This is a genomic window from Acinetobacter sp. TWP2-2-3 (assembly GCF_049896445.1).
Classification (GTDB): Bacteria; Pseudomonadota; Gammaproteobacteria; order Pseudomonadales; family Moraxellaceae; genus Acinetobacter.
Genome location: NZ_JAFCUI010000009.1, coordinates 44,309 through 70,258 on the forward strand (window position 1 = coordinate 44,309; position 25,950 = coordinate 70,258).

Here is a 25,950-nt window from a genome sequence, read left to right on the forward strand (position 1 = left end):
AAACGCAATGAATCCGAAATTAAAACAAATAATTGATGACTTTATTCAAACTGAAGCACTCAGCGGAACCTCATTAATCATGACCATCTTTGGTGACTGTATTTTTCACCGGGGTGGCATTATCAGTCTGGCCAGTCTAATTCAGCTCATGGATGTCTTCGGATTTAATGAACGATCGGTACGGACTGCCGTATTTCGTCTGGTCCAAAATGGCTGGCTGATGTCTGAGAAAATTGGTCGCACCAGTTATTATCGCGTAACCGAAAGCAGCCGCCAGCGTTTTATTATGGCGGATCAAAAAATTTACAGTTTTCAGCATACCGAATGGGATCAGAAGTGGGATCTGGTGCTGCTCAGTTCAGTGGAACTGGAAAATAAACTGGTTCTGAAAAAAGAACTGGAATGGCTGGGCTTTGCCAATATCGCCACTAATGTCATGGCCTATCCGGGCTGTGATCACCAGAAACTGCAAAACCTGCTGCTGAACCTGAAAATGACCGACCAAGTCGTGGTGTTTAAGGCCGAAACCTTGCAGCTCTGGCAGGAATCCTATCCAACCGTGAAACGCATGGTTGCCACCAACTGGCCGGTGCAGGAACTGCATCAGCGCTATGAAAAATTTATTGCGGATTTCCGGGAATTCTTTCATCTGGTGGAACAGGAAGATGAGCTGGATCCGGTTCAGGCCTTTCAGTTGCGTATTTTGCTGATTCATCAATTCCGCCGGATTTTATTAAAAGATCCGAATCTGCCTTTTGAATTATTGCCATCCAACTGGCTTTCCCTGAATGCCCGTAATCTGAGCAGTAATTTATATCAAACGGTGGTTGCGGCAGGGGATGAGTTCTTTATGGAGATCGCCCGAACTTCGGAAGGTTCGATGCCGCCGGTACATCCACAATTTTATAAACGTTTTGGCGGTTTGCGACTGGAAGCCGTTAGCTAATCTAATTCTGCATTTTTAAAGGAATAAAATAATGCCGTGTTATGCCATTGATGGGGTGATTCCTGTGGTCAGCCCTCACGCTTATGTGCATCCGCAAGCCGTTCTGATCGGGGATGTAGTGATTGAAGAGGGCGTATATATCGGGCCTTTCGCTACTTTAAGAGCCGACTTCGGCGGGATTCACATCCAGAAAAATGCCAATGTTCAAGATTCCTGTACCATCCATGGCTTTCCCGGTAGCGTCACGCTGGTCGAAGAGTATGGCCATATCGGACACGGCGCGATTTTACATGGCTGTATCATTCGTAAAAATGTACTGGTCGGCATGAACAGCGTGATTCTTGATGAAGCCGAGATTGGTGAAAATACCATTGTTGGTGCTAATAGTACGGTTAAAGCCAAGGCCCAAATTCCGGAAAATTCATTGGTACTCGGTAGTCCAGCACGGGTCATCCGTCCCCTGGACACCAAAGAAATTGCTTGGAAAAGCAAAGGGACACAAGAATATATTCAGCTGACAGAGCGCTGTCTTTCCTCAATGCAGGAGGTCAGTCCTTTAACAGAAGTCTCCACAGACCGGCTCAGTTACAAAGCGTTTAAGGCAGATTATCAGATCAAGCAGAATAGCTTGAATGACTAAGTTAAGAACATGATTCTATTAAATAGATGAATTCTGCATTTTAAAAACAGGAAGTAACTGAAACCAAATTCCAACTGCATTCCCTGACCGTCTATTTAGACTGAAATAAAACTGGTCTGGAAAGCATATATATGGAAAATAGGGAATTTAAAGATCATTTCTCCCAGCAGTCACAGGACTATGCTTTGTTTCGTCCGCATTATCCGGATGCATTGGGAAAGCTATTGGCAGAGCTGTCACCAGGTACTAAATTGGCTGTAGATGTCGGCTGTGGTTCTGGACAGCTTTCAGAAGTTTTGGCGAATTACTTTGATCAGGTGCTTGCTATTGATGCGAGTGCTGAACAGCTTGCCCAAGCCAAACCGCATCCAAAAATTCAGTATGGTCAGGCACTCGCTGAAAAGATTCCGTGTGCTGACCAGAGTGTTGATCTGATTTCGGTGGCTCAAGCAGCGCATTGGCTCGATCTGGAAAAATTTTACGCAGAAGTTCGCCGGATTGCTAAACCCAATGCCATTCTGGCTTTAATTAGCTATGGCGTATTCAGTGTGGATGAGCCCCATCTGAATCATTATTTTAAGCATTTTTATGAAGTCACGCTTGCACCGTACTGGCCACCTGAACGTCGCCATGTAGATGAAGGATATAAAAATTTACCATTTCCATTTCAGGAAATTGCGACTCAGCCACCGGTATTGCAGGTTGAATGGAATTTTTATCAGTTAATTGGTTATATGAGTACTTGGTCAGCCGTGAAAGCAGCAACTCAAGCACTCGGACATAATCCATTAAATGTACTGGCAGATGCCTTATTGCCAGAATGGGAAGATCCAGAATTGCCCAGAGTCATTCGCTGGCCATTATCAGTGCGTGCGGGGCGTATAATCGTTTAAAAAAATATTAGAGCTAGAATCTGTTTATTGAACAATGAATTGAATATTCACGGCTCAGAATTATCGCCCTAGAATCATTTCCAGCACAAATTTAGAACCAATAAAACCCAGTGCCAGCAAGCCAAAACCGAGTAGGGTAAAGCGCACAGCTTTTTGGCCACGCCAGCCAAACTTCCAGTGTCCAATTAATAGTGAACCGTAAACAAGCCAGGAAATGATACTGAACGCCGTTTTATGTGCCAGATGCTGAGCAAAGAAATTGTCGATAGTAAAAAAGCCAAAGCCCAAAGCGAGGGTAAGTAAAACAAAACCGGTCATCAGCATATCAAACAGCAATGATTCCATGTCTTGATAAGAGGGTAGCAAACTGACCCAGACCCGGCGTTTTTGCTTCTTTTTCAGCTCACGATCCTGAAAGCGTAAAATTACGGCCTGAATAGTCGCCATGAGCAATACCGCATAAGCAGACAAAGACAGGATAATATGAATATCCAGACCCAAAGAGTTTTGTGTGATGATTTTTGCAGGCTGAGTAAACGCAAAGCCAAGAATTAATCCGGTCGCAGCCACCGGAATCCCGATCAGGTTCAGGGCAATAATTGGACGATAAGTACTGTAAATAATGCTGAGTAACAGCATCAGACCAGAGGTAAAGGAAAACAGGGCAAAGACATCATAATTGATGCCCAGCGGGGTATGCATATCGCCATATAAAACCAGCGCATGCAAGCCCAGGCCAAGCAGTGCGGTTAGCGAGACAAACCATTGATTAGGAGCACGTTTAGACATTAAATGAATGAACAGATACCAGAAGGAAGCGGTGTAAGCGACTAATGCTAAGATCGTATAAACCAAGGGGAGGCTAACCATGTCAAACCTTTTTAAGGGTGATGAATATTCATTTATATAAATTCGCTGCGAACTACAGTATCCTATAGCATTCTATGCATAAATTTTCTATTTTAAGAAACAATTTTTTGCTCATGGCTATTTTAAGCGGATTTTGCAATGTTTGATACCTTAACAGAACGACTCACGCAGAGTTTAAGAAATGTTACTGGCTCAGGGCAGCTAACCGAAGACAATATTAAAGATACGTTACGTGAAGTGCGTATGGCGCTTCTTGAGGCCGATGTTGCGTTACCTGTAACTCGTGAATTCATCGCGAAAGTTAAGGAAGAAGCATTGGGCCAGGAAGTGATGACTCAGTTATCTCCTGGGCAGGCTTTTGTCAAAATCGTTCATGACGAATTGACCAAAATGATGGGCGAGGCCAATGAAAGCCTCGACCTCGCTGCAAAACCACCTGTGGTTGTCCTGCTGGCAGGCTTGCAGGGTGCAGGTAAAACAACAACTGCAGCGAAACTTGCACGCTTCTTACAAGAACGTCAAAAGAAAAAAGTCGCGATGGTCTCTGCCGATGTGTATCGTCCGGCTGCGATCAAACAGCTACAGACTGTCGCGGGTGAAGTCGGTGCGATTTTCCTGGAATCTAGCGCAGACGAAAAACCGATTACGATTGTGAATCGCGCGATTGAACAGGCAAAAATCCAGTTTGCCGATGTGCTGATTGTCGATACGGCAGGTCGTTTGCATATCGATGATGACATGATGGGTGAAATCAAAGAGCTGCATGCAGCGATTAACCCGACTGAAACCCTGTTCGTGGTCGATGCCATGACCGGTCAGGATGCGGCAAACACCGCCAAAGCATTTAATGATGCCTTGCCTTTAACTGGTGTGATCCTGACCAAAACTGATGGTGATGCGCGCGGTGGTGCAGCGCTTTCAGTACGGGCGATTACCGGCAAGCCAATCAAATTCTTGGGTATGGGTGAGAAACTCGATGCCCTGGAGCCATTCCATCCTGAGCGTGTTGCACAGCGTATTCTCGGTATGGGTGATGTACTTTCTTTGGTCGAAGAACTTGAACGCAAGGTCGACAAAGAAAAAGCCGAAAAAATGGCGAAAAAACTGCAAAAAGGCGGCAGCTTCAACTTTGAAGACATGCTGATGCAGTTTGAGCAGATGAACAAGATGGGCGGCATGATGGGCTTCCTGGACAAACTTCCTGGCATGAGCAATGCCGGTCTGCAAGATGCGTTGGCGCAAGCCAATCCTGAAAAGCAGGTCAAGAAAATGGAAGCGATTATCCAGTCGATGACTATCAAAGAGCGCCGTAACCCGGACTTGATGAACCCAAGCCGTAAAAAACGTATCGCAGCAGGTTGTGGTATGGAAGTGGCAGAAGTCAACAAGCTGATCAAGCAACATGCCCAAATGGCCAAGATGATGAAAAAATTTGCCAATCCATCCGGTATGGCAAAAATGATGAAGTCACTCGGCGGCTTGCAGAAACAGTTTGGCGGCGGGGGTGGTATGGGTCCATTGTTCGGCGGCAATGACAAGAAATAAGTTTTGTTTTAAAAAAAGGCGCAATATGCGCCTTTTTTTATTGCGAATAAATAGTCAAACCGGTTTAAACAAAACAACATTTACTTACCCAAAATAAAAATCCGATCAGGCAGACTCGGGAATATCAGCACAAAATAAAGAGAAATTTCAAATGAACCAAGTAATTGTCGTACATGGTTATACTGCAAGCCCGGAAGAAAACTGGTACCCCTGGATTCAGGAAAAAGCCCAACAGGAAAATGTCGGTTTAAAAGTCCTCCGGCTCGATCCATCAACTACACCGACACTGGACACCTGGGATCAGCAAATGCGTGAACAGATTGATACAATTGATGAGGACAGTATCTTTATTGCACATAGCTTGGGAACTGTAGCCGCATTACATTACCTATCCAGAGAATTAAAACAGCAGAAAATTCAGCAACTGGTATTGATCGCGGGATTTAATGGCCGGCTGGACCGCCTGGATGAAGTAAACCCTTTTATTGATGCCGCTGAAATCAATTTTGATTTACTCAAACAACAGGTTGCAGAGCGTGTGGTGATCTACTCCGAAGGAGATGACCGGGTTGCACCAGAATTTAGTCTGGAACAGGCGGACAGTCTGGATGCCATTGTGGTGAATGCCAAGCATCACGGACATTTTATTGATTCTCAAGGCTGTACTGATTTGCCAGAACTCTGGAAAGTAATCGAACCTTATCTGATTAAATCTTAAATTTAGGCATGTTATTGTATTCGCTAAATTTTAAAATTTAACATGAGATGGTGTTCAAAAAGGCACTTGAATTCCATCTCCAGACTGGTTAAAACTTATTTTTTGTCGACGCAATTTGCGTTCAATGATAATAAGTAAATCACTATGAAAAATATAATAAAGAAAGTCTATATCGTGCCGGATTATCAGGCGACCTCCAATGATCACTGGTACCCTTGGTTCAGTCGCCAGCTTAAAAATGCCGGTTTTGAGTCTAAACGGATTATGCTGGCCAACCCTTTTCAGCCTGATTTAGAAGAGTGGCAGCAGAATCTGAAACTGCACATTCCGCAGATGGATGAACATACCTTTTTAGTTGCACATGGCCTGAGTTGCGTCAGTGTTTTAAACTTTTTACAGGAACATTATATTCAGCAGCAACACAAGATCGGCGGCATCATTCTGGTCTCGGCCTTTGATACACCGCTGGTGGCCTGGTCAGAACTGAATAAAATACTGCAGGCTGTGCGACTCGATCTGAAAAACTTGCCGTATAGCTATAAACGTGCGGTGATGCTGATCTCCAGTAATGATCCCTATGTGCCTGCACCGATTTCCTTGCGTTTAGCACATAGCTTGAATGCACAAATTTTTGAGATCAAAAAAGCCGGGCATTTCAACAAGTCCGATGGCTTTGCCGATTTTCCGCAATTGCTGGACATTATCAAACAGTGTCTGGCAAATGAGCTGCAAAATGCTGCAGGCCTTTAAGCAAAAGATCCGGTTCAATCCGGGGCTGATACTGAGCGAGATGTTGCGCAAACAGCGGCGCATCTCCACCAGTTAAAACCAACTGTGCAGGGAAATCACGCAATACTTTTTCGATGATACTCAGCAGACCAAGTAGGATGCCATGATGTACCGCATCGATGGTATTGCGTCCAGGATTGAGTTCAGAAAAAGCGGCATCCGGAATTTTAATGCCTTTGGTATTCTGAATTAGGGAGTCACGCTGCAAGTATAGATTTGGCAGAATAAATCCACCCAAATGTTGTTGTCCTTGCGCCAGATCAATGGTCAGCGCCGTACCGCAACTAATCACACAATAATTTTCATGCGCTTGCGTCGCCACTGCAAGTACCTGTAACCAGCGGTCAATGCCCAGTTGCGAAGGTTCATCATAGCCACAGATCAGACCGGCATATTCTGCCTGTACTTGAGCAAAAATCACTGGAATATGCAGGCTTTCTAAAATGCTGAGAATGCGCTCATTATTGATTTTATCTTGGACAGAGGATAGACCTACCTGATGCAAGCCCAGCGCTTTGAAATGCTGGATCAGGCCAAGTAACAAATCAGCAGGGGACTGTAAATGTAATTCTGCTGCCTGTTCAATAATCTGATCATGCTCGGTAATCCAGTATTTAAGCCGGGTATTGCCGATATCCAACCATAATTTTTTCATTGCTGTATGCCTGTTCATCCACCGTGTTTAAGGCGGAGCTGTCCCTGATAAAAGGTCTGGATTCCCTGATCGGTCAAAATCTTGACTGCACCATCGTCCTGAATCCCCAGAAAAGTACCGGAATATTGCCCTTGCACATCGGTAAATTCAACCGTTTGTTGCATAAATGCAGCCGATCGATTGAAACGCGCCGCCAGGTTTTGACTGCCATAATTAAACCATTGCCCGGCTTGTTGAATCGCCAGATATAACTGGGCAATCAGCTCGACTCTTGAAGTGCGAGATAAACCCAGCTCGCTCAGGGAACTGACCAGCTGGTCTGGAAGGTTGGTGGGCAGAGGATCAATATTTAGTCCGACCCCGACCACCACCTGTGTCGTTGAAACCGGCTCGACCAGAATACCGCCCCATTTTCCATGCAGGCTATACAGGTCATTCGGCCATTTTACCTGTAATTCCAGGCCTTTTAGACTTGGCATTTGCAGGATATTTAACGCAATTTCCAGCGCCAGACGACCATCAATGGGTTTTTGTGTATGCAGCAATGTGCTTAAATAGATGTTCCCTTCAGGTGAAATCCACTGACGTTGACGCTGTCCACGGCCTTGGGTCTGCACATGACTGCATACCAGAACCTGCTGTACCCCCTTCGTTGCCAATTCGCGCACATCATCATTGGTCGATGTAGTAATCGGTTTGATGAGTAATACTTCCGGGAGTTGGCCTGCATCGCTTAATCGTTGTTGCAGTTCACGAGTTTCTACATCCATTTGAATCTAAACGTGGTAAATATCGTTATGGAGTTAATCATATATTTATTGATTGGTGCAATTGCCGGATTCACCGCAGGCCTGTTTGGGGTCGGCGGTGGTTTGATTATTGTGCCGATCCTGTACATTGTTTTTACCCAGCTTCAGTACGATCCCAGCGTGATTATGCATATGGCGGTGGGTACTTCCTTGGCAACAATTATTGTGACTTCTATCAGTTCGGTGATGGCGCATCATCAACGAGGGGCAGTGCTATGGCCCGTGTTTCGTAATCTGGCGCCAGGTCTGATCATTGGTTCTTTCCTGGGGGCGGGGATTGCCGATTATTTATCTGGTCAGGGTTTGCAATTACTGATTGGCTTCTTTGCGGTCTGGGTGGCATTTAGAATGTTCAGGGGAGCGCATATTCAGATCGATCCGAATCAAAAATTGCCTTCAACCCCGGTACAAATTGCTGCAGGTGGTGGGATCGGTGTGGCATCGGCGATCTTTGGGATTGGCGGGGGAAGTCTGACAGTCCCATTTCTAAATCGCTGCGGAATCGTGATGCAAAAAGCAGTGGCGACCTCTGCGGCCTGTGGATTGCCGATCGCCGTCGCAGGTGCACTGGGTTTTATCTGGTTTGGTAAACAGGCGCAGGTCACCGTGCCAAATACTATTGGCTATATTCATATTTATGCCTTTATCGGTATCAGCATGATGAGTTTTTTCACGGCCAAGCTAGGGGCAAAAGTGGCACATCTGCTTTCACCGGCCGTATTAAAAAAATGTTTTGCTGCACTACTGACCACCGTCGGCCTGTATTTTATTTATCAAGGTTTTATGGCCTGATTTAAACCTTTTAGGTTGGACTGATGTACCGTATTAGGAGAATAGATGACTATTCTCCTTTTTTTATGGGCTTGAGTTGGCTATATAGACATAAGATTGTCTGACAATGTCAAAGTATTTATGGATAAAAACCCGTTTAATAGCAACATAGTCCAAATCAAGGGCTAAACCAGTATCCATAAAAATAAAGACAGGAACGGTATGCCATTAGAACAAGCGCAGAGTTTGTCTGAGCAGATTGCCAAGCACATTAGTGAACAGATTATTCGCGGTGAACTGGTCGAAGGCGAACGTATACAGGAGCTCAGGATTGCCTCGGAGCTTGATGTCAGTCGGGGTTCGGTTCGTGAAGCCCTGCTTTTGCTGGAACGCACCCAGCTGATTGAAATCTTTCCGCGCCGTGGGGCGATTGTCTCGGAAATGTCGGCCTTGCAGGTGCGTGCCTTATTTGATATGACCTCGTTATTGCTCGGGCAGATGGTGCATCGCATGGCGGAAACCTGGCGTGTGCATGAAGCTGAGCGCATTCAGCTATTATTAGAGCAATTAGAAGCAGAAACCCGCCAAGGACACACCGAAAAGTTTTATGATCTGATCTTTCAGGGCATGGCCCAGCAGCATGAGATGGTCGGGAATCCTTATCTGATGCGCTACTATCAGGAACTGCTGCCTTCTTTGCGTCGGAGCTATTTTCTGACCCTGAATATTTCCAGACGCGAGTTACAGGAATCTTTCGACTTATTTAAACTGGTCACTGAAGCAATTTTGATACGAAAAAGCCATCAGGCCACTTTATTTATGGAAGATTTTTGTCGACACTTGCGCAACCTTGTGTTGGAATCTCTGACACGGATGAAACAAATTGAACTCGCGTGGGCCAGACGCTCACGACGTTAAATCAGGACATTATGCGTTTAAGCAGTTTAAAACTTTCAGGCTTTAAATCTTTTGCCGACAGTACCACTTTACATTTTAAAGATAATCGTACTGCGGTGGTGGGACCGAACGGTTGTGGTAAATCCAACGTCATTGATGCCATACGCTGGGTCATGGGTGAGTCCAGTGCGCGCCAGTTGCGTGGTGGCAGCATGCAGGACGTGATTTTCACCGGAACTGCCAAGCGTAAACCGGTGGGCATGGCCAGTGTAGAACTGCGCTTTGACAATACCTATGGCAAGCTGGGCGGTGCTTATAATGCCTATAATGAACTGGCAGTACGCCGTCAGGTCAACCGCGATGGCAAGTCTGAATATTTTCTGAATGGCAGCAAATGCCGTCGTCGTGATATTACCGATATTTTCCTTGGTACCGGTCTTGGGCCACGTTCTTATGCGATTATTGAACAGGGCATGATTAACCGCCTGGTCGATGCCAAGCCAGATGAAATGCGGGTCTATATTGAGGAAGCGGCCGGGGTATCGCGTTATCAGGCGCGTCGCCGTGAAACCATGCTGCATCTGGATCACACCACACAAAACCTGTCGCGTCTGGGAGATATCGCCTCCGAACTGAAATCTCAGCTAAAAACCCTGAAACGTCAGTCGGAAAGTGCGATTCAATATAAAGAACTGGAAGGGCAGATACGTACCATCAAGATTGAAATTCTGTCTTTTCAATGTGAGCAGAGCCAGCGCTTACAAGAAGAATATACCCTTGAGATGAATATGCTCGGGGAAAATTTTAAGCTGGTGCGCTCTGAACTGACTACCGTTGAACATGATTTGGGCAGTACCAGTGAACTGTTTCAGCGTCTGATTCAGCAATCCACCCCTTTGCAAAGTGAATGGCAACAGGCCGAGAAAAAACTGGCTGAACTAGAAATGACCCTGCAACAAAAGCAGTCTTTGCTGGAGCAGAATTCCACCAGTCTGGTCAAACTGGAACAGCAAAAAGCCCAAACCAAAGAGCGTTTGCAGTTGATTGAACTGCAACTCGAAACCTTGCAGCAGCAATTTGAAGATCAGCAGGCACAATTGCAGCAGCAAGATGGCCAGAGTCAGGCGCAAAGCCAAAATCTGACTGAGCTCAAGTCACAGCATAGCACTGTGGCAGCGCAATTTACCCAGATCAAAACCCAGGTCGAACAGCAGCAACAGCGTAAATTACAGATGTTGGCTCAAAGCGAGCAACTGGCAAAGAATATTGAGCGGATTGAACAGCAGAAACAGACGCTCCAACAGCAAAGTGCACAGATTCAGCAACAGGCGCAGCAAGATGAGCTGGAGCAGTATCAGGCAGACAAAGCCCAAGCTGAACAGCAAATCGTTGGCTATGAAATTCAATTAACAGATTTAAGAACTCAATTCGAGCAGATTCAGGAAGAGCAGGCGACCCAACAACAGCGCTTGATGCAGCTCAGATCTGAAATTCAGGTACTTCATTCAGAAAAGAAAAACCTGAGCCAATTACTGACCAAAGCCAACCCAAATGCTAAGAGTAATGCGGTACAGCTAATGCATGTACTTAAGCTCAATGATGCAAGCAAGGTACATGCCAGCCTGATCGAAAAGTTTTTGGCTAAGTGGCTGTCTGCCCAGATTTTGACAGAGGGCGAGCACTTCCTTGAAGATTGTGCGCGTCAGTTAAAACAACAGGCTGTTCAGAATAAAATTCAGATTGCCAATACGATGTGTCTGGCCGACTGGATTGAATCTCCGCATTATTCACTGTGGCAGCAAGTTGGAGTCGTAGATACATTAGCGCAAGCATTGCCGCTTCAAACTGAGTTATTACAAGGCCAGACATTACTGAGTTTAGATGGCTACCATGTTGGTGCGGATTGGGTGATTGCCCTGGACTATGATGAGGCCAGTCAGGCTGGACAAGGTGCATTGAGTCATCGAATCCGTCTGGATGAAATCGAGCAGCAACTTGCAGAACTTGAACCTAAGTTTATGCAGTTGGAGCAGCAGTTACCTGAACTCACCGATCAGGTTAAAGCTTTGCAAAGCCGGATTCAAAGCATCAGTGAGCAGCACAAGCATACCCAAAAGCAGCTGCAGCAACTCGATGTCAATATTGCCAAAGTACAAAGTAGTGCTCAGGCTTTCGCATTGCAAAAGCAGCAATTACAGCATCAGTTACAACAACTGGATGAGCAGCTTGAAGAAGATGCCATGCAGAAAGATGATCTGGAAATTGATCTGCATGCCTTGAATATCAAACTGGAACAGGCGCTACCAAATTATAAAACCCTGCAATTCCAGCTAGAAGAATTGAGTGCTCAGCTGGATGACTCACAGCAGCTCAATCAGCAAGCGCAGCAGGAACTGGAAGTGTTGCGCCGGCAAAATGTGCAAAGCCAGCAGCAGATTGAATTACTGGAAAAAGATCAGGTTTTCCTAAAAGAACAGTCTCAGCAAATTACTGCACAAATCGAACAAGCCAAAAAGTTTGTCGATCCGGTACAGCTGGAATTACCTGCTTTACAGAGCCAGTTCAATGAACAGGCGCAGATCACTGAAAAGCTGCAAAAGACCTGGGCCGACTGGCAGATTGAATTAAATCAGGTGCAGAGCAAACAGCAGCAGCTGACCGAACAGCGTCACAGCTTCCAGCAGCAGGATGAAAAACTCCGCACTACACTGGAAGAAAAACGTCTGGCCTGGCAGGCAGCCAAATCTGATTTGCAGCATTATTCTGAACAACTGAAAGAATTGAATAGTGAAGTAATTTCCGGGCTCGATATTGATGTTAAAGCACATCAGGCGAAACTGGAAAAAGCTCAGGCTCAGTTTGATAAACTCGGTGCAGTCAATCTGGCGGCTTCTGAAGAATATGAAGAAGTGTCAAAACGTTATGAGGAACTGAGTCATCAGATGCAGGATCTGGAAAATACGGTTGAACAGCTACAGGCTGCAATGAAAAGTATTGACCAGGAAACCCGTAAACTGTTTATGCACACGTTTGATCAGGTCAATGCTGAACTGCAAAACCTGTTCCCGAAAGTCTTTGAAGGTGGTGAGGCGAGTTTAAGCCTTGAAGATGGCTGGCAGTCGGGGGTAAAACTGATGGCCCGACCACCGGGTAAACGAAACAGCTCATTGGCCTTACTCTCGGGTGGAGAAAAGGCTTTAACTGCATTAGCATTGGTCTTCGCGATTTTTCGCTTAAATCCGGCACCATTTTGTGTACTGGATGAAGTCGATGCACCGCTGGATGATGCCAATGTGGGACGCTTTTGTAATTTAGTCAAAGAGCTTTCTGAACACGTGCAATTTATTTATATTACCCATAACAAACTTGCAATGATGATGGCGACTGATCTTTTGGGTGTAACCATGCCTGAACCGGGAACATCAAAATTAGTGACAGTTAATTTGGAACAGGCAAAAGAATACGGCCTAGCTGCGGAGGTATAATATGGAAATCACCACCATTATCGGGATTGTTATCGCAATTGTGATTATGCTGTTTGGTATAAGAATGCTGTTCAAAAAACCTGTAGAGGCTGTACCTTCACTGGATGCCAACCTGCATATCGACCCGGATAGCCAGACACCGATCATTCCAAGGCATGTACGTTCTCAATTGGCACAACAGGATGTCGAATCTGATCGTATCGAGCCAAGCCTGGGTATAGATGAACCGGCTCCTGAAAAGCCTTCAGTATTTCACAAGGCTGAATCAACTCCGATTGAGCCGGCAGCGGTCGAAACTCTTGCAGTTGTCCCGTCAACAGAAGCTGAAGGAGTGGCAAAGTCGGTAGCAACAGCAGCGGATGTTCAACAGGTAGAAGCAGAACATAAGAATAGCCAGACTGAAACCAAGGAAGAAATGCCTGAATTCAGCCTGAACAGAAACATCGAAAAAGCAGAAATTTCTGAATTTAATGATGAAAGCAGTATTCTGGATGCACATCTGCATGAGCAAAAAATAGTGGATGAAGAAAGTGCTTTGTCCAATGCTGAAACCATTATTTCTTTGCATATCTATCCACAAGGCCGTGTACTTTCGGGTGATAAAACCTTGAAGGTTTTATTGAAATATGGCCTGCGTTATGGTGAATTGGCCTGTTTCCACCGTTATAGTGAAGATGGTTCAAAACTGCTGTTTTCGGTATTGCAAATGACCGATACCGGAATGGAAGGCTTTGATCTGGAAACCCTGTCGACTCAGGAAGTGAAAGGTCTGGCATTCTTCCTGGCTTTACCGCATAGCGATGTACAAAATGCGTTTGATACCATGGACAGTATTTCACGTTTGATTGCCCGTGAAGTCGATGGTCTGGTCTATGATCAGAACCAGCAGGAATTTACTCCACAATTACGTGAATTCTGGCGCCATCAGGCTATTGATTATCGTGCTGGACAAGGTACGGAAGTTTAAGGCTGCTTTGTTCAATCTCCAAGTTGAATCTGTAGACTGCAATTTTTATAATAGCCAAAAGCTGAATATTCTACAGGGCGGATTTTCCGCCCTTTTTTATGGTGAAATTATGACCCAAGATGCCACTGTCATTGCGCAAATGCGTCAACTGATTCAACTGCTTGCCAAGCATAACCATGCTTATTATGTGATGGATCAACCGAGCATTGAAGACAGTGAATATGATCAGCTCTTTCATCAGCTCAAAGCCTTAGAACAACAATATCCTGATCTGATCCAGTCTGATAGCCCAACCGATAAAGTGGGTGGGCAGGCGCTTTCAAAATTTGTGACCGTAACACACGCCGTGCCGATGCTGTCATTAGGCAATGTCTTTAATCAGGAAGATTTGCTGGCTTTTGCCCGCCGTATTGAAGAACGTTTGCCAAATCAAAAAATTGAATATGATGTTGAACTGAAATTTGATGGTCTGGCCATTTCACTCTGGTATGAGCATGGCGTACTGACACGTGGGGTGACGCGCGGCGATGGGGAAACCGGTGAAGACATCACCCAGAATGTCAGAACTATTCGCAACCTGCCGAAACTTTTATCTCAGGTGAATGGCATCATTCCCGATTTGCTGGAAGTACGCGGCGAAGTGTTGATGCCAAAATCCGGTTTTGAGAAACTGAATGCAGCCAATGCGGCTAAAGGTGAAAAGACCTTTGCCAATCCGCGTAATGCTGCGGCAGGAAGTTTGCGTCAGCTGGACCCGAATATTGCTGCCTCGCGGCCATTGGCTTTTTATGCTTATGGGATTGCTCAGTGCGTGCCGCATCATGGACAAACCACCATGTCTGCCAGTCTGGAATGGTTACATCAGTTCGGTTTTGCGGTTGGCGAGCGTCACTTTATCTGTGACAGTATTCAAGACGTGCAAAAGGTCTATGAACAGATCATTGATGAGCGTGCCAGTCTCAGTGTCGAAATCGATGGCATGGTGATCAAGGTCAATGACCTGAAACAGCAGCAACAACTCGGTTTCCTGAGCCGTGAACCGCGTTGGGCCACCGCCTATAAATTTCCGGCAGTTGCAGCACTGACCACAGTAGAAAATATTAACTGGCAAGTGGGTCGTACTGGAACATTGACGCCGGTTGCGCGTTTAAATCCAGTCGCTGTCGGAGGAGTAACTGTTTCCAATGTGACGCTGCATAATATCGGCGAAATTCACCGTCTGGATGTACGTATTGGTGATACCGTCAGTGTTTATCGTAGTGGCGATGTAATTCCTAAGGTGGAAAAAGTCTGGCCAGAATTTCGCCCGGTTGATGCAGTCGAAGTGCATTTACCTGAGCAATGCCCAGTCTGTGATTCACCCGTGGTCATGCCGGAAGGCGAAGCCTTGGCACGCTGTTCTGGTGGGCTGTATTGTGCCGCGCAACGTATTGAGGCCATTCGTCACTTTGTCTCACGTAAAGCCATGGATATTGAAGGCTTGGGTGACCGTTGGGCAGAATCGTTACTGCATCTGAATCTACTCAAAGATGTCTCAGATATTTACCATCTACATGAACATCGTGAGACTTTGCTCGGTATTGAAAAGATGGGCGCCAAATCGGTTCAGAATCTTTTGGATGCGATTGAAAACAGCAAAAAAACCACACTGGCTGCTTTTATCTATGCACTCGGTATTCGTGGGGTGGGTGAAACTACGGCACGTATGCTGGCCAATACTTTCCAGACACTGGAGGCATTGCGTCAGGCAGATCTGGAGGCTTTAAAGAAAACTCCGGATGTAGGCGATATTACTGCGGAATGGATTCTGGATTTCTTCAAGGCGCCACATAATCTGGAAGTTCTGGATCGTTTACTGGCTGCCGGTATTCACTGGGATGCACCGATTGCACCAACGCGTCAGCCGTTAAACGGCGAAAGCTGGGTGGTCACCGGGACTTTAAGCAGTATGGGACGAGATGATGCAACCCAGTTATTGCAAGCCTTAGGTGCACGAGTCAGTGGCAGTGTATCCAGCAAAACCAAATGTGTGGTTGCGGGTGAAAAAGCTGGCTCAAAACTGGATAAAGCAGAAAAACTTGGTATTCCAGTGATCAATGAACAACAGTTTATTGGCTTGATGCAAGACTATGGTCAGCTTGAAGCCTAAATCTCTGCACATTTCATGAAAGAATAAGAGTTAAAAAAGCCACCTTCGGGTGGCTTTTTGCATAAAAAGATTAAGGAATATATTTTTTCACGACACCATCATCGAGCAGCTGCTGGAAATGTTCAACCAGACTTTCTTTCACCGGACGATACTCAATGCCGAGCTCATTTTTACTTTTCTGGGCATTAAAGAAAATTGGATAACCCATATTTAGCTCTACAAATTTGCGGCTAAAACCTGCTACAGGTCCGAACATTTTGAAAGCTGCCTTCGGCAATTGATTGCGCGGGAACGGAAACTTATTGCCAAAATGTGCCCGTAGAATTTGGCCCATTTCCAGCAGGCTCAAGCTTTCACTACAAATGATATAACGGCCATGCGCTTGCGGATTAAACGCCGCACGGATATGTGCTTCAGCGACATCCTGAACATCGACCACGCCATTCCACATCGGCGGGACACCAAGCAAAGTCATGCCGTTGGCAAACTGTTGCAGGACTTCTACACTACCGGATTGGGTATTTGGCGTTAAGGATTGACCAAAAACCAGTGCCGGATTGATACAGACCAGATCCCAGCGATCCTGTGCTTCAGCCATTTCCCAGGCTTTGCGCTCTGCCATGACTTTGGAATAAGGATAGGGCTGATGCGTGGCCGAACTGGTGGTATTCCAGCATGATTCATCAAAACTGTTATTTTCAGTTTGTAGAATATCAATGGCATCGCCATAGGTAGATGCGATACTCGATGTGACGATCACGCGTTTCACTGATTCGATCTGATTGACACTATTCAATACATTTTCAGTGCCTAACACCGCAGGTTCGATAATATCTTTGACTGCATCTTTATAGTTGGTGACCACAAAAGGTGAGGCCATATGAAAGACAATTTCACAGCCTTGCATCGCCTGATCAAAAGAACCCGGGCTTAATAAATTGGCCTGAAATAACTTGAGAGTTCCCGGAGTGCTGTCGGCAATTTTTTCTAAATGGGCAAAGCTTTTACTTTTATTCAGGTCACGCACCGTGGCATGTACGGTATAGCCTTGCGTGAGTAATTTCTGGATGACCCAGCTGGCAATATAACCCGATGCACCGGTAACCAGAACAGGCGCTGTTGTTTGTGGATGTGTCATATCGGAACCGTTGTTGTTTTAAATTTGTGTGAATGATAAGCGAAATTTAAGCATGAAGTACGCCAATGCAGTGATGTTTATACAAAAAGAATGAATCTGTCTGGTCAAAATTAAGATTTACAAATTTTAACGCATGTGTTTATTCGCCAGTTTTAGGTTATTGCCAAGCGTAATGAAAGTGCAAAGTGTTGTTTTATAAATGGGATTTCATTAAGAACAAAGTGTAAATGCAAGTACTTCTCATTTTAATTATATAAAAATCAAATATTTAACCATGGTTAAGCTTTGCAAATTCAATTGCTTTTCGCCATAATAGCAAAATACAGGTAGGGAGTTATTCAAATGCGCGGAAATCCAGAAGTCGTAGATTATTTAAATATGTTGATCGGTGGCGAACTGGCTGCTCGTGACCAATACTTGATTCACTCTCGTATGTATGAAGATTGGGGATTGACCAAAATCTTTGAACGTATCGATCACGAAATGCAAGAAGAGTCCCAGCATGCGGATGCGATTATCCGTCGTGTTCTGTTCCTTGAAGGAACGCCAAACATGCAGCGCGATGACGTTGAGATTGGCGAGGATGTGGTGAGCTGCCTGAAAGCCGATCTAAAACTTGAATATCATGTGCGGGAAAAACTGGCGCAGGGCATCAAACTGTGCGAAGAGAAAGGTGACTATATCAGCCGTGATATGTTACGCCAGCAAATGTCGGATACCGAAGAAGACCATACTTACTGGTTAGAAAAACAATTGCGCTTAATCGAACTGATTGGTCTGCAAAATTATATTCAGTCACAGATGTAAAACCGGATGAATAAAAAACCCAGCACATGCTGGGTTTTTTATATCTTGAAAATACTTAGTTGTTGTTACTCATAATGCCAATTTTTTTGACCTCCAGCCTTTGAGCTGCCGCCATGACCATAGCGATATGTTTATATTCAGTGGCACGATCCGCCTTGATTTTAATCTGATCCTGATCCGCTTTTTGCGCTACTGTCTTGAATAAGTTTTCCAGAGCTTGGGTATTTGCTACCGGCTGTTCATTCCAGAAAATCTTACCTTGTGCATCCAGACGTAATTCCACCAGCTCAGGCGGTTTTTCATCGGTTACAGGAGGCGTTCCATTCGGTAGATCGATATTAATCGAGTTATTCGGCAAAGGAATTGTGATAATAAACATAATCAGCAAGACCAGCATGACATCAATTAGTGGCGTCATATTGACATCTAACATCACATCATCGTCTTGATTTGAACCAACATTCATACCCATAAACTTAATCCCTCTTTGTGCTTAAGGTGTAGCGGGCGGAGTGGTGACAAAAGCAATTTTGCCGATACCGGCCTGTTGGGTGGTACTAATCACCTGATCAATTGCCTCATAAGGTGTTAACTGATCACCACGGATATGCACTTCAGGCTGCGGACGTTTTTGGGCTTCTGCCTGTAAACGGGTCAGTAAAACTGATTTATCTGCGATATAGATTTCGTTCCAGAAAATATCGCCAGTTTTATTGACAGCCAGCTGGATGTTTTCCGGTTTGGTTTCATACGGTACATTTCTTTCTTCGGGTAGATCGACAGGTACGGTATGAATGGCAACCGGTACAGTAATCAGGAAGATAATGAGCAGAACCAGCATAATATCAACCAAAGGGGTGGTATTAATGGTTCCAATTACCTCATCATCGCTGTCGTTTGAATTGACCATCATTCCCATGGCTGATGCCTCACTCTTACTTCACGTCACGATTAACAGGATTATTGGTTGTAATTTCACCGCTGAGTAATACTGCGTGTAAATCAGAACCAAAAGTACGCACTTCTTCCATGACCGCTTTATTACGACGCGTTAACCAGTTGTAGCCAAGCACGGCAGGAACTGCGACTGCCAGACCGATGGCTGTCATGATCAGTGCTTCACCGACTGGGCCGGCAACTTTATCAATGGATGCTTGTCCTGAAACACCAATCGCGGTAAGTGCGTGATAGATACCCCAAACCGTACCAAACAGGCCAACAAAGGGCGCAGTAGAACCTACTGTCGCAAGGAAGGCCAGGCCACCACTCAGATGGTTCTGGATTTTGTCGATTGCACGGGAAATCGAAATGGTGACCCAGGTATTGAAATCAATACGCTCAAGTAATGTGCCACCATGATTTTTGGTTGACTTGATACCTTTTTCCGCAATAAAACGGTAGACGCTGGCTTCATCCAGATTCTCGGTTGCATTATCTAGAGAAGATGATTCCCAGAAAGTATTTTCAGCTTGCTTAGCCTGTTTGCGAATCTTGCCTTGTTGCAGGCATTTGCTGATCATGATGTACCAGGTACCGATCGACATGACCACCAGAATAAACAAAGTGATTTTAGAAACAATATCACCTTCTTTCCACATGGCTTCTAGGCCATAAGGATTATATCCAGCCTTTTCATCGCTAGCTTCAGCAGGCAGTGGTGGCGGGGTCGGTGTAGCCGCTGTTGCAGGTGTTGTTACCACTGTCTCAGTGACAGCACTGGTATTGGGGGTAGCGGACTGTTCTGCAAAAACTGTTTGCAGAGGTAATAAAGTGCTCATGGCAATTACACCAGCAGCAGTCATATTTTTTAAAGGTTTTAGTGATTTTTTCATCATGGATCTCCTGATTTTTTTCTTTATCTGTTGTATCTGTTAGTCAAGGACAAATTCATATGGAATGTCATACCAAGATTCTTGCGGTTCGCCATTTTTCATTGCCGGCTTGAAAGTACATAAGCTGAAGGCCTTGGATGCTGCACGATCCAGCGCACGACTACCGCTCGACTTTTTCACTTTGGCATCCTGGACCTTGCCGGTGGTATTTACATATACAGAGATCAAGACTTCACCTTGTTCTTCATTCATCAGTGCATCACGTGGATAGTCTGGGCGTTTACAACCTGCTTCACCTTGTGAAACACCACGAGTTACGCCAGCGGGTGGAGGAGCTGGGGCTGGAGCGGCTGCGACTACTGGAGCCGGTGCTGCTACCGGACTTGGTGAAGGACTCGCTGCAACGGGAGTAGGTACTGCAACAGTTGTCGGTTGGGTTGGTGTTGGAAGTGTTTTCTGTACAGGAACGACTTTTTCAACCGGTTTCACCTCAGGCACTTGTGCTACTTTTTCCACGATTTTTGGTGGTTCAGGTGGTGTTTCTTTTGGTGGCTCAGGTTCAGGCGGCTTAATATCTTGAATAATCATTAGCTCAACTGGCTGTTCCGTTGGTTTAATAATGTCTTTTGCCATACCAGCCATGAGTACCAGGCCAACCAGGATATGCAAAAAAACAACGACCCCAATACCAGTCAGTTTTTTGGCGGAGTTTTTTTCTAAGTCTTCAAACTTTGTGCCCATCATGACTCCTAGAATTTAAGACAAACAGGAAATAGTGCACTGATGAGAAAATTTTTTTAGTTACAGGCAGCATTATTTTTTGTTTGGCTAAAATTAAACGGGGAAAACCGCAAACACCGCTTGGCAGCAGTGTTTGCGAAGTAATTAATTAAAAGAATTTATAAGTACCACGTAGGAAGTAGGTACGGCCCATTGGATCACCGTGACGAGGGTCATAGCCATATTGAGCATTGTTGGTTGCATCAGAAGCAGGTGGTTCTGCATCAAACATGTTGCGAATACCTGCAGTTAGCTCTAAATTCTTGAATCCGCTATAGGTGCCTGCAAAGTTATAAAGCGTATAGGCACTTACATCACGTTCTTGAGAAAAGTCTTCATAACCACGGATATATTGTTGTTCTAGTCTCATTTTCCAGTCTTCATAAGACCAGTTGATATTGGCAATATGTCTCCAGCGGACGACTGCAGGATCATCATAGATGCCGACGAGCCCTTCCCATTCACCGTTTGGTTCTTCTTGCTCATCCATTTTGATGACATAGGTACCATCAATCCCAAAACCAAAACGACCTGTTGCTGTCATTGGGCTTAAGTAGTTCAGGCTGAGGTCAATCCCTTCAGTTTTTAATCCACCCATATTTTGTAGAGTTGTATTTAAATACTGGATACGACCATCTGGAGCGTAAACGATCAGATTGCCATAGCGATCAAGGTCATTAAAAATGTCATTAGGAGTAACTGAGCTGACTAAACCTTCAATGTCAATATTGTAGTAATCAGCGGTGAATACCAGATTCTTGATTGGTTCATATACGAATCCGGCTGTAAAAGAGGTTGATTCTTCTGGCTGTAAGTCTGGGTTACCACCTTGTTTACGCTTGAACTGCATACCACATTGGTCTGCAAATTGGGTGCTGGTCGGTTGACCGTTAGCATCACAAAAACGTGGGTTATTGAAGTTAGTGCTAGTATTGGTTTCACTTTGTAAAGAGTTGATTTCCCACATACTTGGGGCACGGAATCCAGTACTATAAGAACTACGGAACATTAACTCTTTAACCGGTTCCCAACGTAGGGATACTTTTGGATTGAAAGTATCACCAAAGTCACTATAGTCATCATAACGTGCCGCAAGTTGAGCTTCTAGAGTCGGCAAGATCGGTACATGTAATTCAGTAAACACCGCAGTAATATCACGGTCACCTGAACTTGACGGTTTATTTGGATCAATACCAGAACCTGGAACCTGGCGAACAAGATCGGCATTCACCTTGGCTTCCCAGTCCTGAGTGGTGTAGCTACCACCCAAGGCAAATCCAACTTCACCTGCAGGTAGTTCATAGATTGGACGGCTGACGGTGAAATCTATAGTGGTAGAATCCAGACTTGCCATATTTGTTGGGCCTGCCACATCAAAAGTAGACCATTTCCCAGCATCTGCAGCGGCCTGAGGACCAAATGGGTTTAAGGTGCCATCATTAAGTGCGGCTTGAACCAAACTTTGATTCAGGTAACCACTGACGAAATTATCAGTTGCTTCACTTTTGGCATAAGTAACGCCACCATTTACATCCCAACCGTAGACTTCACCTTCAATCCCTGCAAAAAAGCGGTTTGATTCATTTTCTGATTGAGAAACACGGTTACCTGATTGTGAACGTAAATAAAGTGCTGCTCTTGGATCTACCAGACCAGTGATGTCTGGTGTAATGCCGTTGCCTGGATAATATTTGCTGGTATTTGGAATAGAAAGACTACCTCCCCATACATCAGGTGCTATCGAGGTTTTTACTTTACTTTCAGTATAAATATATTCAGCAACCGCATTTAATGAATCGGTTAATTTGAAGGTACCTTTACCTAGAGCTGAAAAAGTTTCTTCTTCTGGAGTAATACCAATGAGTGCTTGAGTGTTTAACAGGCAACGTGTACCAGATACAAACATATTTGGTGCATTATTACAGTTTTGATTGATATAAGGGTTAACTACACCTACACCTGAATCTAAAAGGTTGGCAGGGAAGCCGGCACTTGAACCGATCGCCATGTTCAACTCTGGAATTAAACCACCACGACGGCTGACTTTACGATCTTTGGCCATGATCATGTCAGAAGTACGATAATCTACTACACCGTAAACGTTGAAACCTTGTTCATCCAGATCACCATAACCACCGAAAATAGAGACATCATATTTGTCGCCATTCTTTTCTTCAGGTGCTTGCAGTCCACCAGAAATACCGAAACCTTGGTATTCCTTTTTGATAATAAAGTTAATTACGCCGGCAATTGCATCTGCACCATATACTGCAGAAGCACCATCACGCAGAATCTCGATTCGCTCAACCATCGCGAGCGGAATAATATTCAGGTTAACTTCAGAAGTACTAAATGGGCTGTTAGCCAAACGACGCCCATTTAATAAAACTAAGGTCTTATCAGTACCAATCCCACGCAGGTTGGCAGAAGAACCTGAAGTATTACTTTTACCAATATTTTGAGAAACAGCAAAACCAGCTTGGTTAGCACTTACTTTATTAATGGCTTCTTCAACCGTGGTGACCCCCTGATTCACCAGATCTTCGACTTTAAGCACAGTAATAGGAGATGCACTTTGTGCAGCTACTCCTTTAATAGATGAACCTGTCACTGTCACTTTTTGAACCTTGGTAGGTTGAGCGGCAGAGTTTTCTGGTTCATCGGCTGCATGTGCCAAAGACAAGCACATCATACTTAAGGTAAGCGTACTTAACTTGAGTATTGTCTTGCCAACTGTTGGAGCCCCCATAGATCCGACCAATTTATTTTTTTTCATCGTAAATTTCACCCTTTTGTTATGTGAAGTAGTGCTGGGTTGATCTAAGCAAGGCGGATGCCAACTTATAAAATTTTATATTTTTATATTTTTAAATTATTGAAAAATATTGATTTAATTGAATGAGGTTTGAATTTATCGAGCGATACTGAAGAAAAATTAAGAAGTCTGTGTATCGAATCTGAAGAAAGAAGGAAGTGAGACCCCTGTCAAAGCAATAAATAAATATTTAATGAATAAGAAAGTAGTCCAAAAATGAGAGGGAAATTGAATAAAGTTTAATCATGGTGCATAATTTTTACATAAAATATACAATATTTTTTTAAAATAAATTATTTATAATACAATTACTTGTGTTTATTTATTGTTTACCTAAAGGTATACAATAGTGCAATAAGATGAAACAGGGTTGAGTTATTTTTGTGCGAAATGAACTTCAGTAAGAATTTTGAGGATAAAAATTTAACTAATGATTCATGGAAAATATTATGTTATTCATAATGTTTTAAATAATTAATAAAAATAAACTTTTTTCAGTTAAAAACAGGAAGAAATCCCTATTTTTTGCAAGGATGGCATGAAATTCGCTTTGTTCAGTTTATTCCATCTGTCCAGCTTTGACCCATCCATTGAAGCAAATATGGGATGATGTATTTAAAACTTCCTATAGCAATAAAACTTCAAGATAAAGAATAGGTACAAATTTGAAATCAGCACTTTTTAGCATGACGATTTTGGCCTTGGCTATGAGCTCGGGGCAAACTGCCTGGGCAAAATCATCTGCACATCCGGATAAAGTTTTAAACCTGGCTTTCGAAGCACCTGATGATGGTTTTGATATGGTCAAAACCTATAATTTTTATAGTGGTAGCGTTGCTGAGGCCATTTTCGAGCCTTTGTTGCGTTATGACTATCTGGCCCGGCCTGCAATTTTGGCCCCAAATACCGCCGAGTCTTTACCCGTCGTTGAACAGGATGGCAAAGTTTATACCTTTAAAATCAAGCCAGGAATTTATTTCAGTCCGGATCCAGCCTTTCAGGGCAAGAAGCGTGAACTGGTTGCCCGAGATTATATTTATTCCATGCAAAGGGTGATGGATCCGAAAAACCATTCGCCTTCTTTTTCCTTTATCGAAGGCAAAATTCTTGGCGCAGATCAAGTCATCCAGCAGGCCAAAAAAACGGGAAAATTTAACTATGATGCTCCGATTGCCGGTTTAAAAGCCCTAGATAAATATACCTTACAAATTACCCTGACCCGTTCAGATCTGAATTTTCCGTATATTCTGGCCTATGTGGCTTTTAGTGGTACCGCCCGGGAAGTGATCGAACATTATGGTCATCGGGCAGGTCAGCATCCGGTTGGAACAGGGGCGTATCAATTACACAAATATGTACCGCGTAGCCGTATTGAACTGACCGCCAACCCAAATTATCGTGGTTTTGTCTGGAACTTTAAGGGCGATGGTTCCGAATGGGATCAACGTATTATCAAAGCCATGCAAGGCAAGCAGATGCCGCAAATTGGCAAGGTCAAAATCAGTATTATTGAAGAGGAACAGTCTCGCTGGCTGGCTTTAAAGTCTGGACAACTGGACTATGACAAACTCACTGCGAGCGGCGCCGAACAGGCACTGGAAAATAAGCAGCTGAAAAGTGAATACAAGAAAAAAGGCATCCTGCATTATCCGAATAAAGAACCGGAAATCACCTATACCATCATGAATATGCGTGATCCGGTGATTGGTGGGAACTCACTGGAAAAAATTGCACTACGCCGTGCCATTGCCTTGTCCTATAACCAGAAAGAAGCCATCCAGCAGCTATATAAGGGCCATGCTGTTAAAGCTGAAATGATTCTTCCTGAAGGCGTGGGCGGATATAACCCGAATTATAGAAGCAGCATTGCCTACAACCCATTGATTGCCAATAAACTGCTCGATCGTTTTGGCTACAAGAAAGGCGTCGACGGTTACCGCACCTTGCCTGATGGCAAACCATTGGTTCTGAAAATGAACTCGACTAGCTCAAGCTCTTCCGTTATTTCTGCGGAGCTATGGAAAAAGAACCTGGATGCAATCGGGGTAAAAGTTGAATTTAAAGTCAGTAACTTTGCCGACAATTTAAAAGAAGCCACTCAATGCAAACATATGATGTGGGGTGGCGCCTGGATTGCAGATTATCCGGAAGGGGAAAACTTTGCCCAGTTGCTGTATGGCCCAAATGCCCAGCAAGGTAACCTGAGCTGCTATACCTCTAAAGCCTATGACGCGCTGTATCAAACTGCGATGAAACTGCCGCCTCAGCAACGCACTCCATATTATGAGCAGATGAACCGCCAGATGGAGGCCGATAATCCATGGATTTTGCACAATACCCGGGTACGTAACTGGCTGATTCACCCACAGGTACAGGGCTTTAAGGCACATCCGGTGACTAGAGCAGTTTGGCAATATCTGGATATTGAACCTGTTAAAAAATAA

At 44.5% G+C, this 25,950-nt stretch carries 22 protein-coding genes; 13 read left to right on the plus strand and 9 right to left on the minus strand.

All coding sequences use genetic code 11. The features are described from left to right. The first annotated feature begins 7 nt into the window (after positions 1-7). From paaX to ACP7AK_RS12200, 3 genes are all read left to right on the plus strand, one after another. The gene (gene paaX / locus ACP7AK_RS12190) at positions 8-946 is read left to right on the plus strand and encodes a phenylacetic acid degradation operon negative regulatory protein PaaX (RefSeq protein WP_004279192.1); all 939 of its coding nucleotides are present in this window, start codon (positions 8-10) and stop codon (positions 944-946) included. 31 nt (positions 947-977) lie between these two features. Then, positions 978-1,586: a DapH/DapD/GlmU-related protein gene (locus ACP7AK_RS12195; RefSeq protein ID WP_191112318.1), complete on the plus strand. Its 609-nt coding sequence runs from the start codon at positions 978-980 to the stop codon at positions 1,584-1,586. A gap of 131 nt (positions 1,587-1,717) precedes the next feature. Further along, positions 1,718-2,479: a class I SAM-dependent methyltransferase gene (locus tag ACP7AK_RS12200; protein ID WP_004279194.1), complete on the plus strand. Its 762-nt coding sequence runs from the start codon at positions 1,718-1,720 to the stop codon at positions 2,477-2,479. A gap of 60 nt (positions 2,480-2,539) precedes the next feature. Here ACP7AK_RS12200 and ACP7AK_RS12205 read toward each other — a convergent pair whose 3' ends face one another. Next, positions 2,540-3,349 (minus strand): cytochrome C assembly family protein, encoded by an 810-nt coding sequence (locus ACP7AK_RS12205; protein WP_004730673.1) that lies wholly within the window; start codon positions 3,347-3,349, stop codon positions 2,540-2,542. Positions 3,350-3,487: 138 nt separating this feature from the next. Here ACP7AK_RS12205 and ffh point away from each other — a divergent pair, with 138 nt between their 5' ends. The 3 genes from ffh (at position 3,488) to ACP7AK_RS12220 (ending at position 6,362) form a co-directional block, all read left to right on the plus strand. Beyond that, positions 3,488-4,894, plus strand: a complete 1,407-nt coding sequence (ffh, locus tag ACP7AK_RS12210) for a signal recognition particle protein (protein ID WP_004279196.1) — start codon at positions 3,488-3,490, stop codon at positions 4,892-4,894. Between the two features lie 151 nt (positions 4,895-5,045). After that, the gene (locus ACP7AK_RS12215; RefSeq protein WP_425879991.1) at positions 5,046-5,612 is read left to right on the plus strand and encodes an RBBP9/YdeN family alpha/beta hydrolase; all 567 of its coding nucleotides are present in this window, start codon (positions 5,046-5,048) and stop codon (positions 5,610-5,612) included. A gap of 144 nt (positions 5,613-5,756) precedes the next feature. After that, positions 5,757-6,362: an RBBP9/YdeN family alpha/beta hydrolase gene (locus ACP7AK_RS12220; RefSeq protein WP_005104858.1), complete on the plus strand. Its 606-nt coding sequence runs from the start codon at positions 5,757-5,759 to the stop codon at positions 6,360-6,362. On the opposite strand, the gene ACP7AK_RS12225 is transcribed toward ACP7AK_RS12220, so the two are convergent. Both ACP7AK_RS12225 and ACP7AK_RS12230 read right to left on the minus strand, forming a co-directional pair. Then, positions 6,316-7,056, minus strand: coding sequence for a type III pantothenate kinase (locus tag ACP7AK_RS12225; RefSeq protein ID WP_129717274.1), 741 nt, complete (start codon positions 7,054-7,056; stop codon positions 6,316-6,318). The two genes, ACP7AK_RS12220 and ACP7AK_RS12225, sit on opposite strands and share 47 nt — an antisense overlap. Positions 7,057-7,070: 14 nt before the next feature. Then, positions 7,071-7,826 carry a biotin--[acetyl-CoA-carboxylase] ligase gene (locus ACP7AK_RS12230; protein ID WP_253113731.1) on the minus strand — a complete coding sequence of 252 codons (756 nt, stop codon included), beginning with the start codon at positions 7,824-7,826 and terminating at the stop codon, positions 7,071-7,073. Positions 7,827-7,853: 27 nt separating this feature from the next. On the opposite strand from ACP7AK_RS12230, the gene ACP7AK_RS12235 reads away from it, so the two are divergent. From ACP7AK_RS12235 to ligA, 5 genes are all read left to right on the plus strand, one after another. Continuing rightward, positions 7,854-8,657, plus strand: coding sequence for a sulfite exporter TauE/SafE family protein (locus tag ACP7AK_RS12235; protein WP_005247146.1), 804 nt, complete (start codon positions 7,854-7,856; stop codon positions 8,655-8,657). 201 nt (positions 8,658-8,858) lie between these two features. Continuing rightward, positions 8,859-9,554, plus strand: coding sequence for a GntR family transcriptional regulator (locus tag ACP7AK_RS12240; RefSeq protein WP_004730660.1), 696 nt, complete (start codon positions 8,859-8,861; stop codon positions 9,552-9,554). Positions 9,555-9,565: 11 nt separating this feature from the next. Then, positions 9,566-13,018 carry a chromosome segregation protein SMC gene (gene smc, locus ACP7AK_RS12245; protein WP_425880004.1) on the plus strand — a complete coding sequence of 1,151 codons (3,453 nt, stop codon included), beginning with the start codon at positions 9,566-9,568 and terminating at the stop codon, positions 13,016-13,018. Position 13,019: 1 nt separating this feature from the next. After that, complete coding sequence (locus ACP7AK_RS12250) at positions 13,020-13,985, plus strand: cell division protein ZipA C-terminal FtsZ-binding domain-containing protein (RefSeq protein ID WP_153566704.1); 966 nt, start codon at positions 13,020-13,022, stop codon at positions 13,983-13,985. 109 nt (positions 13,986-14,094) lie between these two features. After that, on the plus strand, positions 14,095-16,134 hold the full coding sequence (gene ligA / locus ACP7AK_RS12255; RefSeq protein ID WP_425879992.1) for an NAD-dependent DNA ligase LigA: 2,040 nt from the start codon (positions 14,095-14,097) through the stop codon (positions 16,132-16,134). A 70-nt stretch (positions 16,135-16,204) separates the two neighbouring features. Here ligA and ACP7AK_RS12260 read toward each other — a convergent pair whose 3' ends face one another. Further along, positions 16,205-17,272: an SDR family oxidoreductase gene (locus tag ACP7AK_RS12260; protein WP_425879993.1), complete on the minus strand. Its 1,068-nt coding sequence runs from the start codon at positions 17,270-17,272 to the stop codon at positions 16,205-16,207. A gap of 342 nt (positions 17,273-17,614) precedes the next feature. On the opposite strand from ACP7AK_RS12260, the gene ftn reads away from it, so the two are divergent. Further along, a complete protein-coding gene (gene ftn, locus ACP7AK_RS12265; RefSeq protein WP_004279207.1) occupies positions 17,615-18,079 on the plus strand; it encodes a heteropolymeric bacterioferritin subunit Ftn in 465 nt (154 codons plus the stop codon). Positions 18,080-18,134: 55 nt separating this feature from the next. Here ftn and ACP7AK_RS12270 read toward each other — a convergent pair whose 3' ends face one another. The 5 genes from ACP7AK_RS12270 to ACP7AK_RS12290 form a co-directional block, all read right to left on the minus strand. Further along, positions 18,135-18,551, minus strand: a complete 417-nt coding sequence (locus ACP7AK_RS12270; RefSeq protein ID WP_004279208.1) for an ExbD/TolR family protein — start codon at positions 18,549-18,551, stop codon at positions 18,135-18,137. Between the two features lie 21 nt (positions 18,552-18,572). Next, positions 18,573-18,998 (minus strand): ExbD/TolR family protein, encoded by a 426-nt coding sequence (locus tag ACP7AK_RS12275; protein ID WP_312328960.1) that lies wholly within the window; start codon positions 18,996-18,998, stop codon positions 18,573-18,575. Between the two features lie 16 nt (positions 18,999-19,014). After that, positions 19,015-19,914: a MotA/TolQ/ExbB proton channel family protein gene (locus ACP7AK_RS12280; RefSeq protein ID WP_115736958.1), complete on the minus strand. Its 900-nt coding sequence runs from the start codon at positions 19,912-19,914 to the stop codon at positions 19,015-19,017. A 36-nt stretch (positions 19,915-19,950) separates the two neighbouring features. Beyond that, positions 19,951-20,652 (minus strand): energy transducer TonB, encoded by a 702-nt coding sequence (locus tag ACP7AK_RS12285; RefSeq protein WP_004646084.1) that lies wholly within the window; start codon positions 20,650-20,652, stop codon positions 19,951-19,953. Positions 20,653-20,800: 148 nt separating this feature from the next. Next, positions 20,801-23,467, minus strand: coding sequence for a TonB-dependent receptor (locus ACP7AK_RS12290; protein ID WP_425879994.1), 2,667 nt, complete (start codon positions 23,465-23,467; stop codon positions 20,801-20,803). A 725-nt stretch (positions 23,468-24,192) separates the two neighbouring features. Here ACP7AK_RS12290 and ACP7AK_RS12295 point away from each other — a divergent pair. Next, the gene (locus ACP7AK_RS12295; protein WP_425880005.1) at positions 24,193-25,950 is read left to right on the plus strand and encodes an ABC transporter substrate-binding protein; all 1,758 of its coding nucleotides are present in this window, start codon (positions 24,193-24,195) and stop codon (positions 25,948-25,950) included.

Coding starts and splice junctions, on each gene's coding strand:
- paaX (WP_004279192.1), top strand. CDS start 8: ATGAATCCGAAATTAAAACAAATAATTGATGACTTTATTCAAACTGAA.
- ACP7AK_RS12195 (WP_191112318.1), top strand. CDS start 978: ATGCCGTGTTATGCCATTGATGGGGTGATTCCTGTGGTCAGCCCTCAC.
- ACP7AK_RS12200 (WP_004279194.1), top strand. CDS start 1,718: ATGGAAAATAGGGAATTTAAAGATCATTTCTCCCAGCAGTCACAGGAC.
- ACP7AK_RS12205 (WP_004730673.1), bottom strand. CDS start 3,349: ATGGTTAGCCTCCCCTTGGTTTATACGATCTTAGCATTAGTCGCTTAC.
- ffh (WP_004279196.1), top strand. CDS start 3,488: ATGTTTGATACCTTAACAGAACGACTCACGCAGAGTTTAAGAAATGTT.
- ACP7AK_RS12215 (WP_425879991.1), top strand. CDS start 5,046: ATGAACCAAGTAATTGTCGTACATGGTTATACTGCAAGCCCGGAAGAA.
- ACP7AK_RS12220 (WP_005104858.1), top strand. CDS start 5,757: ATGAAAAATATAATAAAGAAAGTCTATATCGTGCCGGATTATCAGGCG.
- ACP7AK_RS12225 (WP_129717274.1), bottom strand. CDS start 7,056: ATGAAAAAATTATGGTTGGATATCGGCAATACCCGGCTTAAATACTGG.
- ACP7AK_RS12230 (WP_253113731.1), bottom strand. CDS start 7,826: ATGGATGTAGAAACTCGTGAACTGCAACAACGATTAAGCGATGCAGGC.
- ACP7AK_RS12235 (WP_005247146.1), top strand. CDS start 7,854: ATGGAGTTAATCATATATTTATTGATTGGTGCAATTGCCGGATTCACC.
- ACP7AK_RS12240 (WP_004730660.1), top strand. CDS start 8,859: ATGCCATTAGAACAAGCGCAGAGTTTGTCTGAGCAGATTGCCAAGCAC.
- smc (WP_425880004.1), top strand. CDS start 9,566: ATGCGTTTAAGCAGTTTAAAACTTTCAGGCTTTAAATCTTTTGCCGAC.
- ACP7AK_RS12250 (WP_153566704.1), top strand. CDS start 13,020: ATGGAAATCACCACCATTATCGGGATTGTTATCGCAATTGTGATTATG.
- ligA (WP_425879992.1), top strand. CDS start 14,095: ATGACCCAAGATGCCACTGTCATTGCGCAAATGCGTCAACTGATTCAA.
- ACP7AK_RS12260 (WP_425879993.1), bottom strand. CDS start 17,272: ATGACACATCCACAAACAACAGCGCCTGTTCTGGTTACCGGTGCATCG.
- ftn (WP_004279207.1), top strand. CDS start 17,615: ATGCGCGGAAATCCAGAAGTCGTAGATTATTTAAATATGTTGATCGGT.
- ACP7AK_RS12270 (WP_004279208.1), bottom strand. CDS start 18,551: ATGGGTATGAATGTTGGTTCAAATCAAGACGATGATGTGATGTTAGAT.
- ACP7AK_RS12275 (WP_312328960.1), bottom strand. CDS start 18,998: ATGGGAATGATGGTCAATTCAAACGACAGCGATGATGAGGTAATTGGA.
- ACP7AK_RS12280 (WP_115736958.1), bottom strand. CDS start 19,914: ATGATGAAAAAATCACTAAAACCTTTAAAAAATATGACTGCTGCTGGT.
- ACP7AK_RS12285 (WP_004646084.1), bottom strand. CDS start 20,652: ATGGGCACAAAGTTTGAAGACTTAGAAAAAAACTCCGCCAAAAAACTG.
- ACP7AK_RS12290 (WP_425879994.1), bottom strand. CDS start 23,467: ATGAAAAAAAATAAATTGGTCGGATCTATGGGGGCTCCAACAGTTGGC.
- ACP7AK_RS12295 (WP_425880005.1), top strand. CDS start 24,193: ATGACGATTTTGGCCTTGGCTATGAGCTCGGGGCAAACTGCCTGGGCA.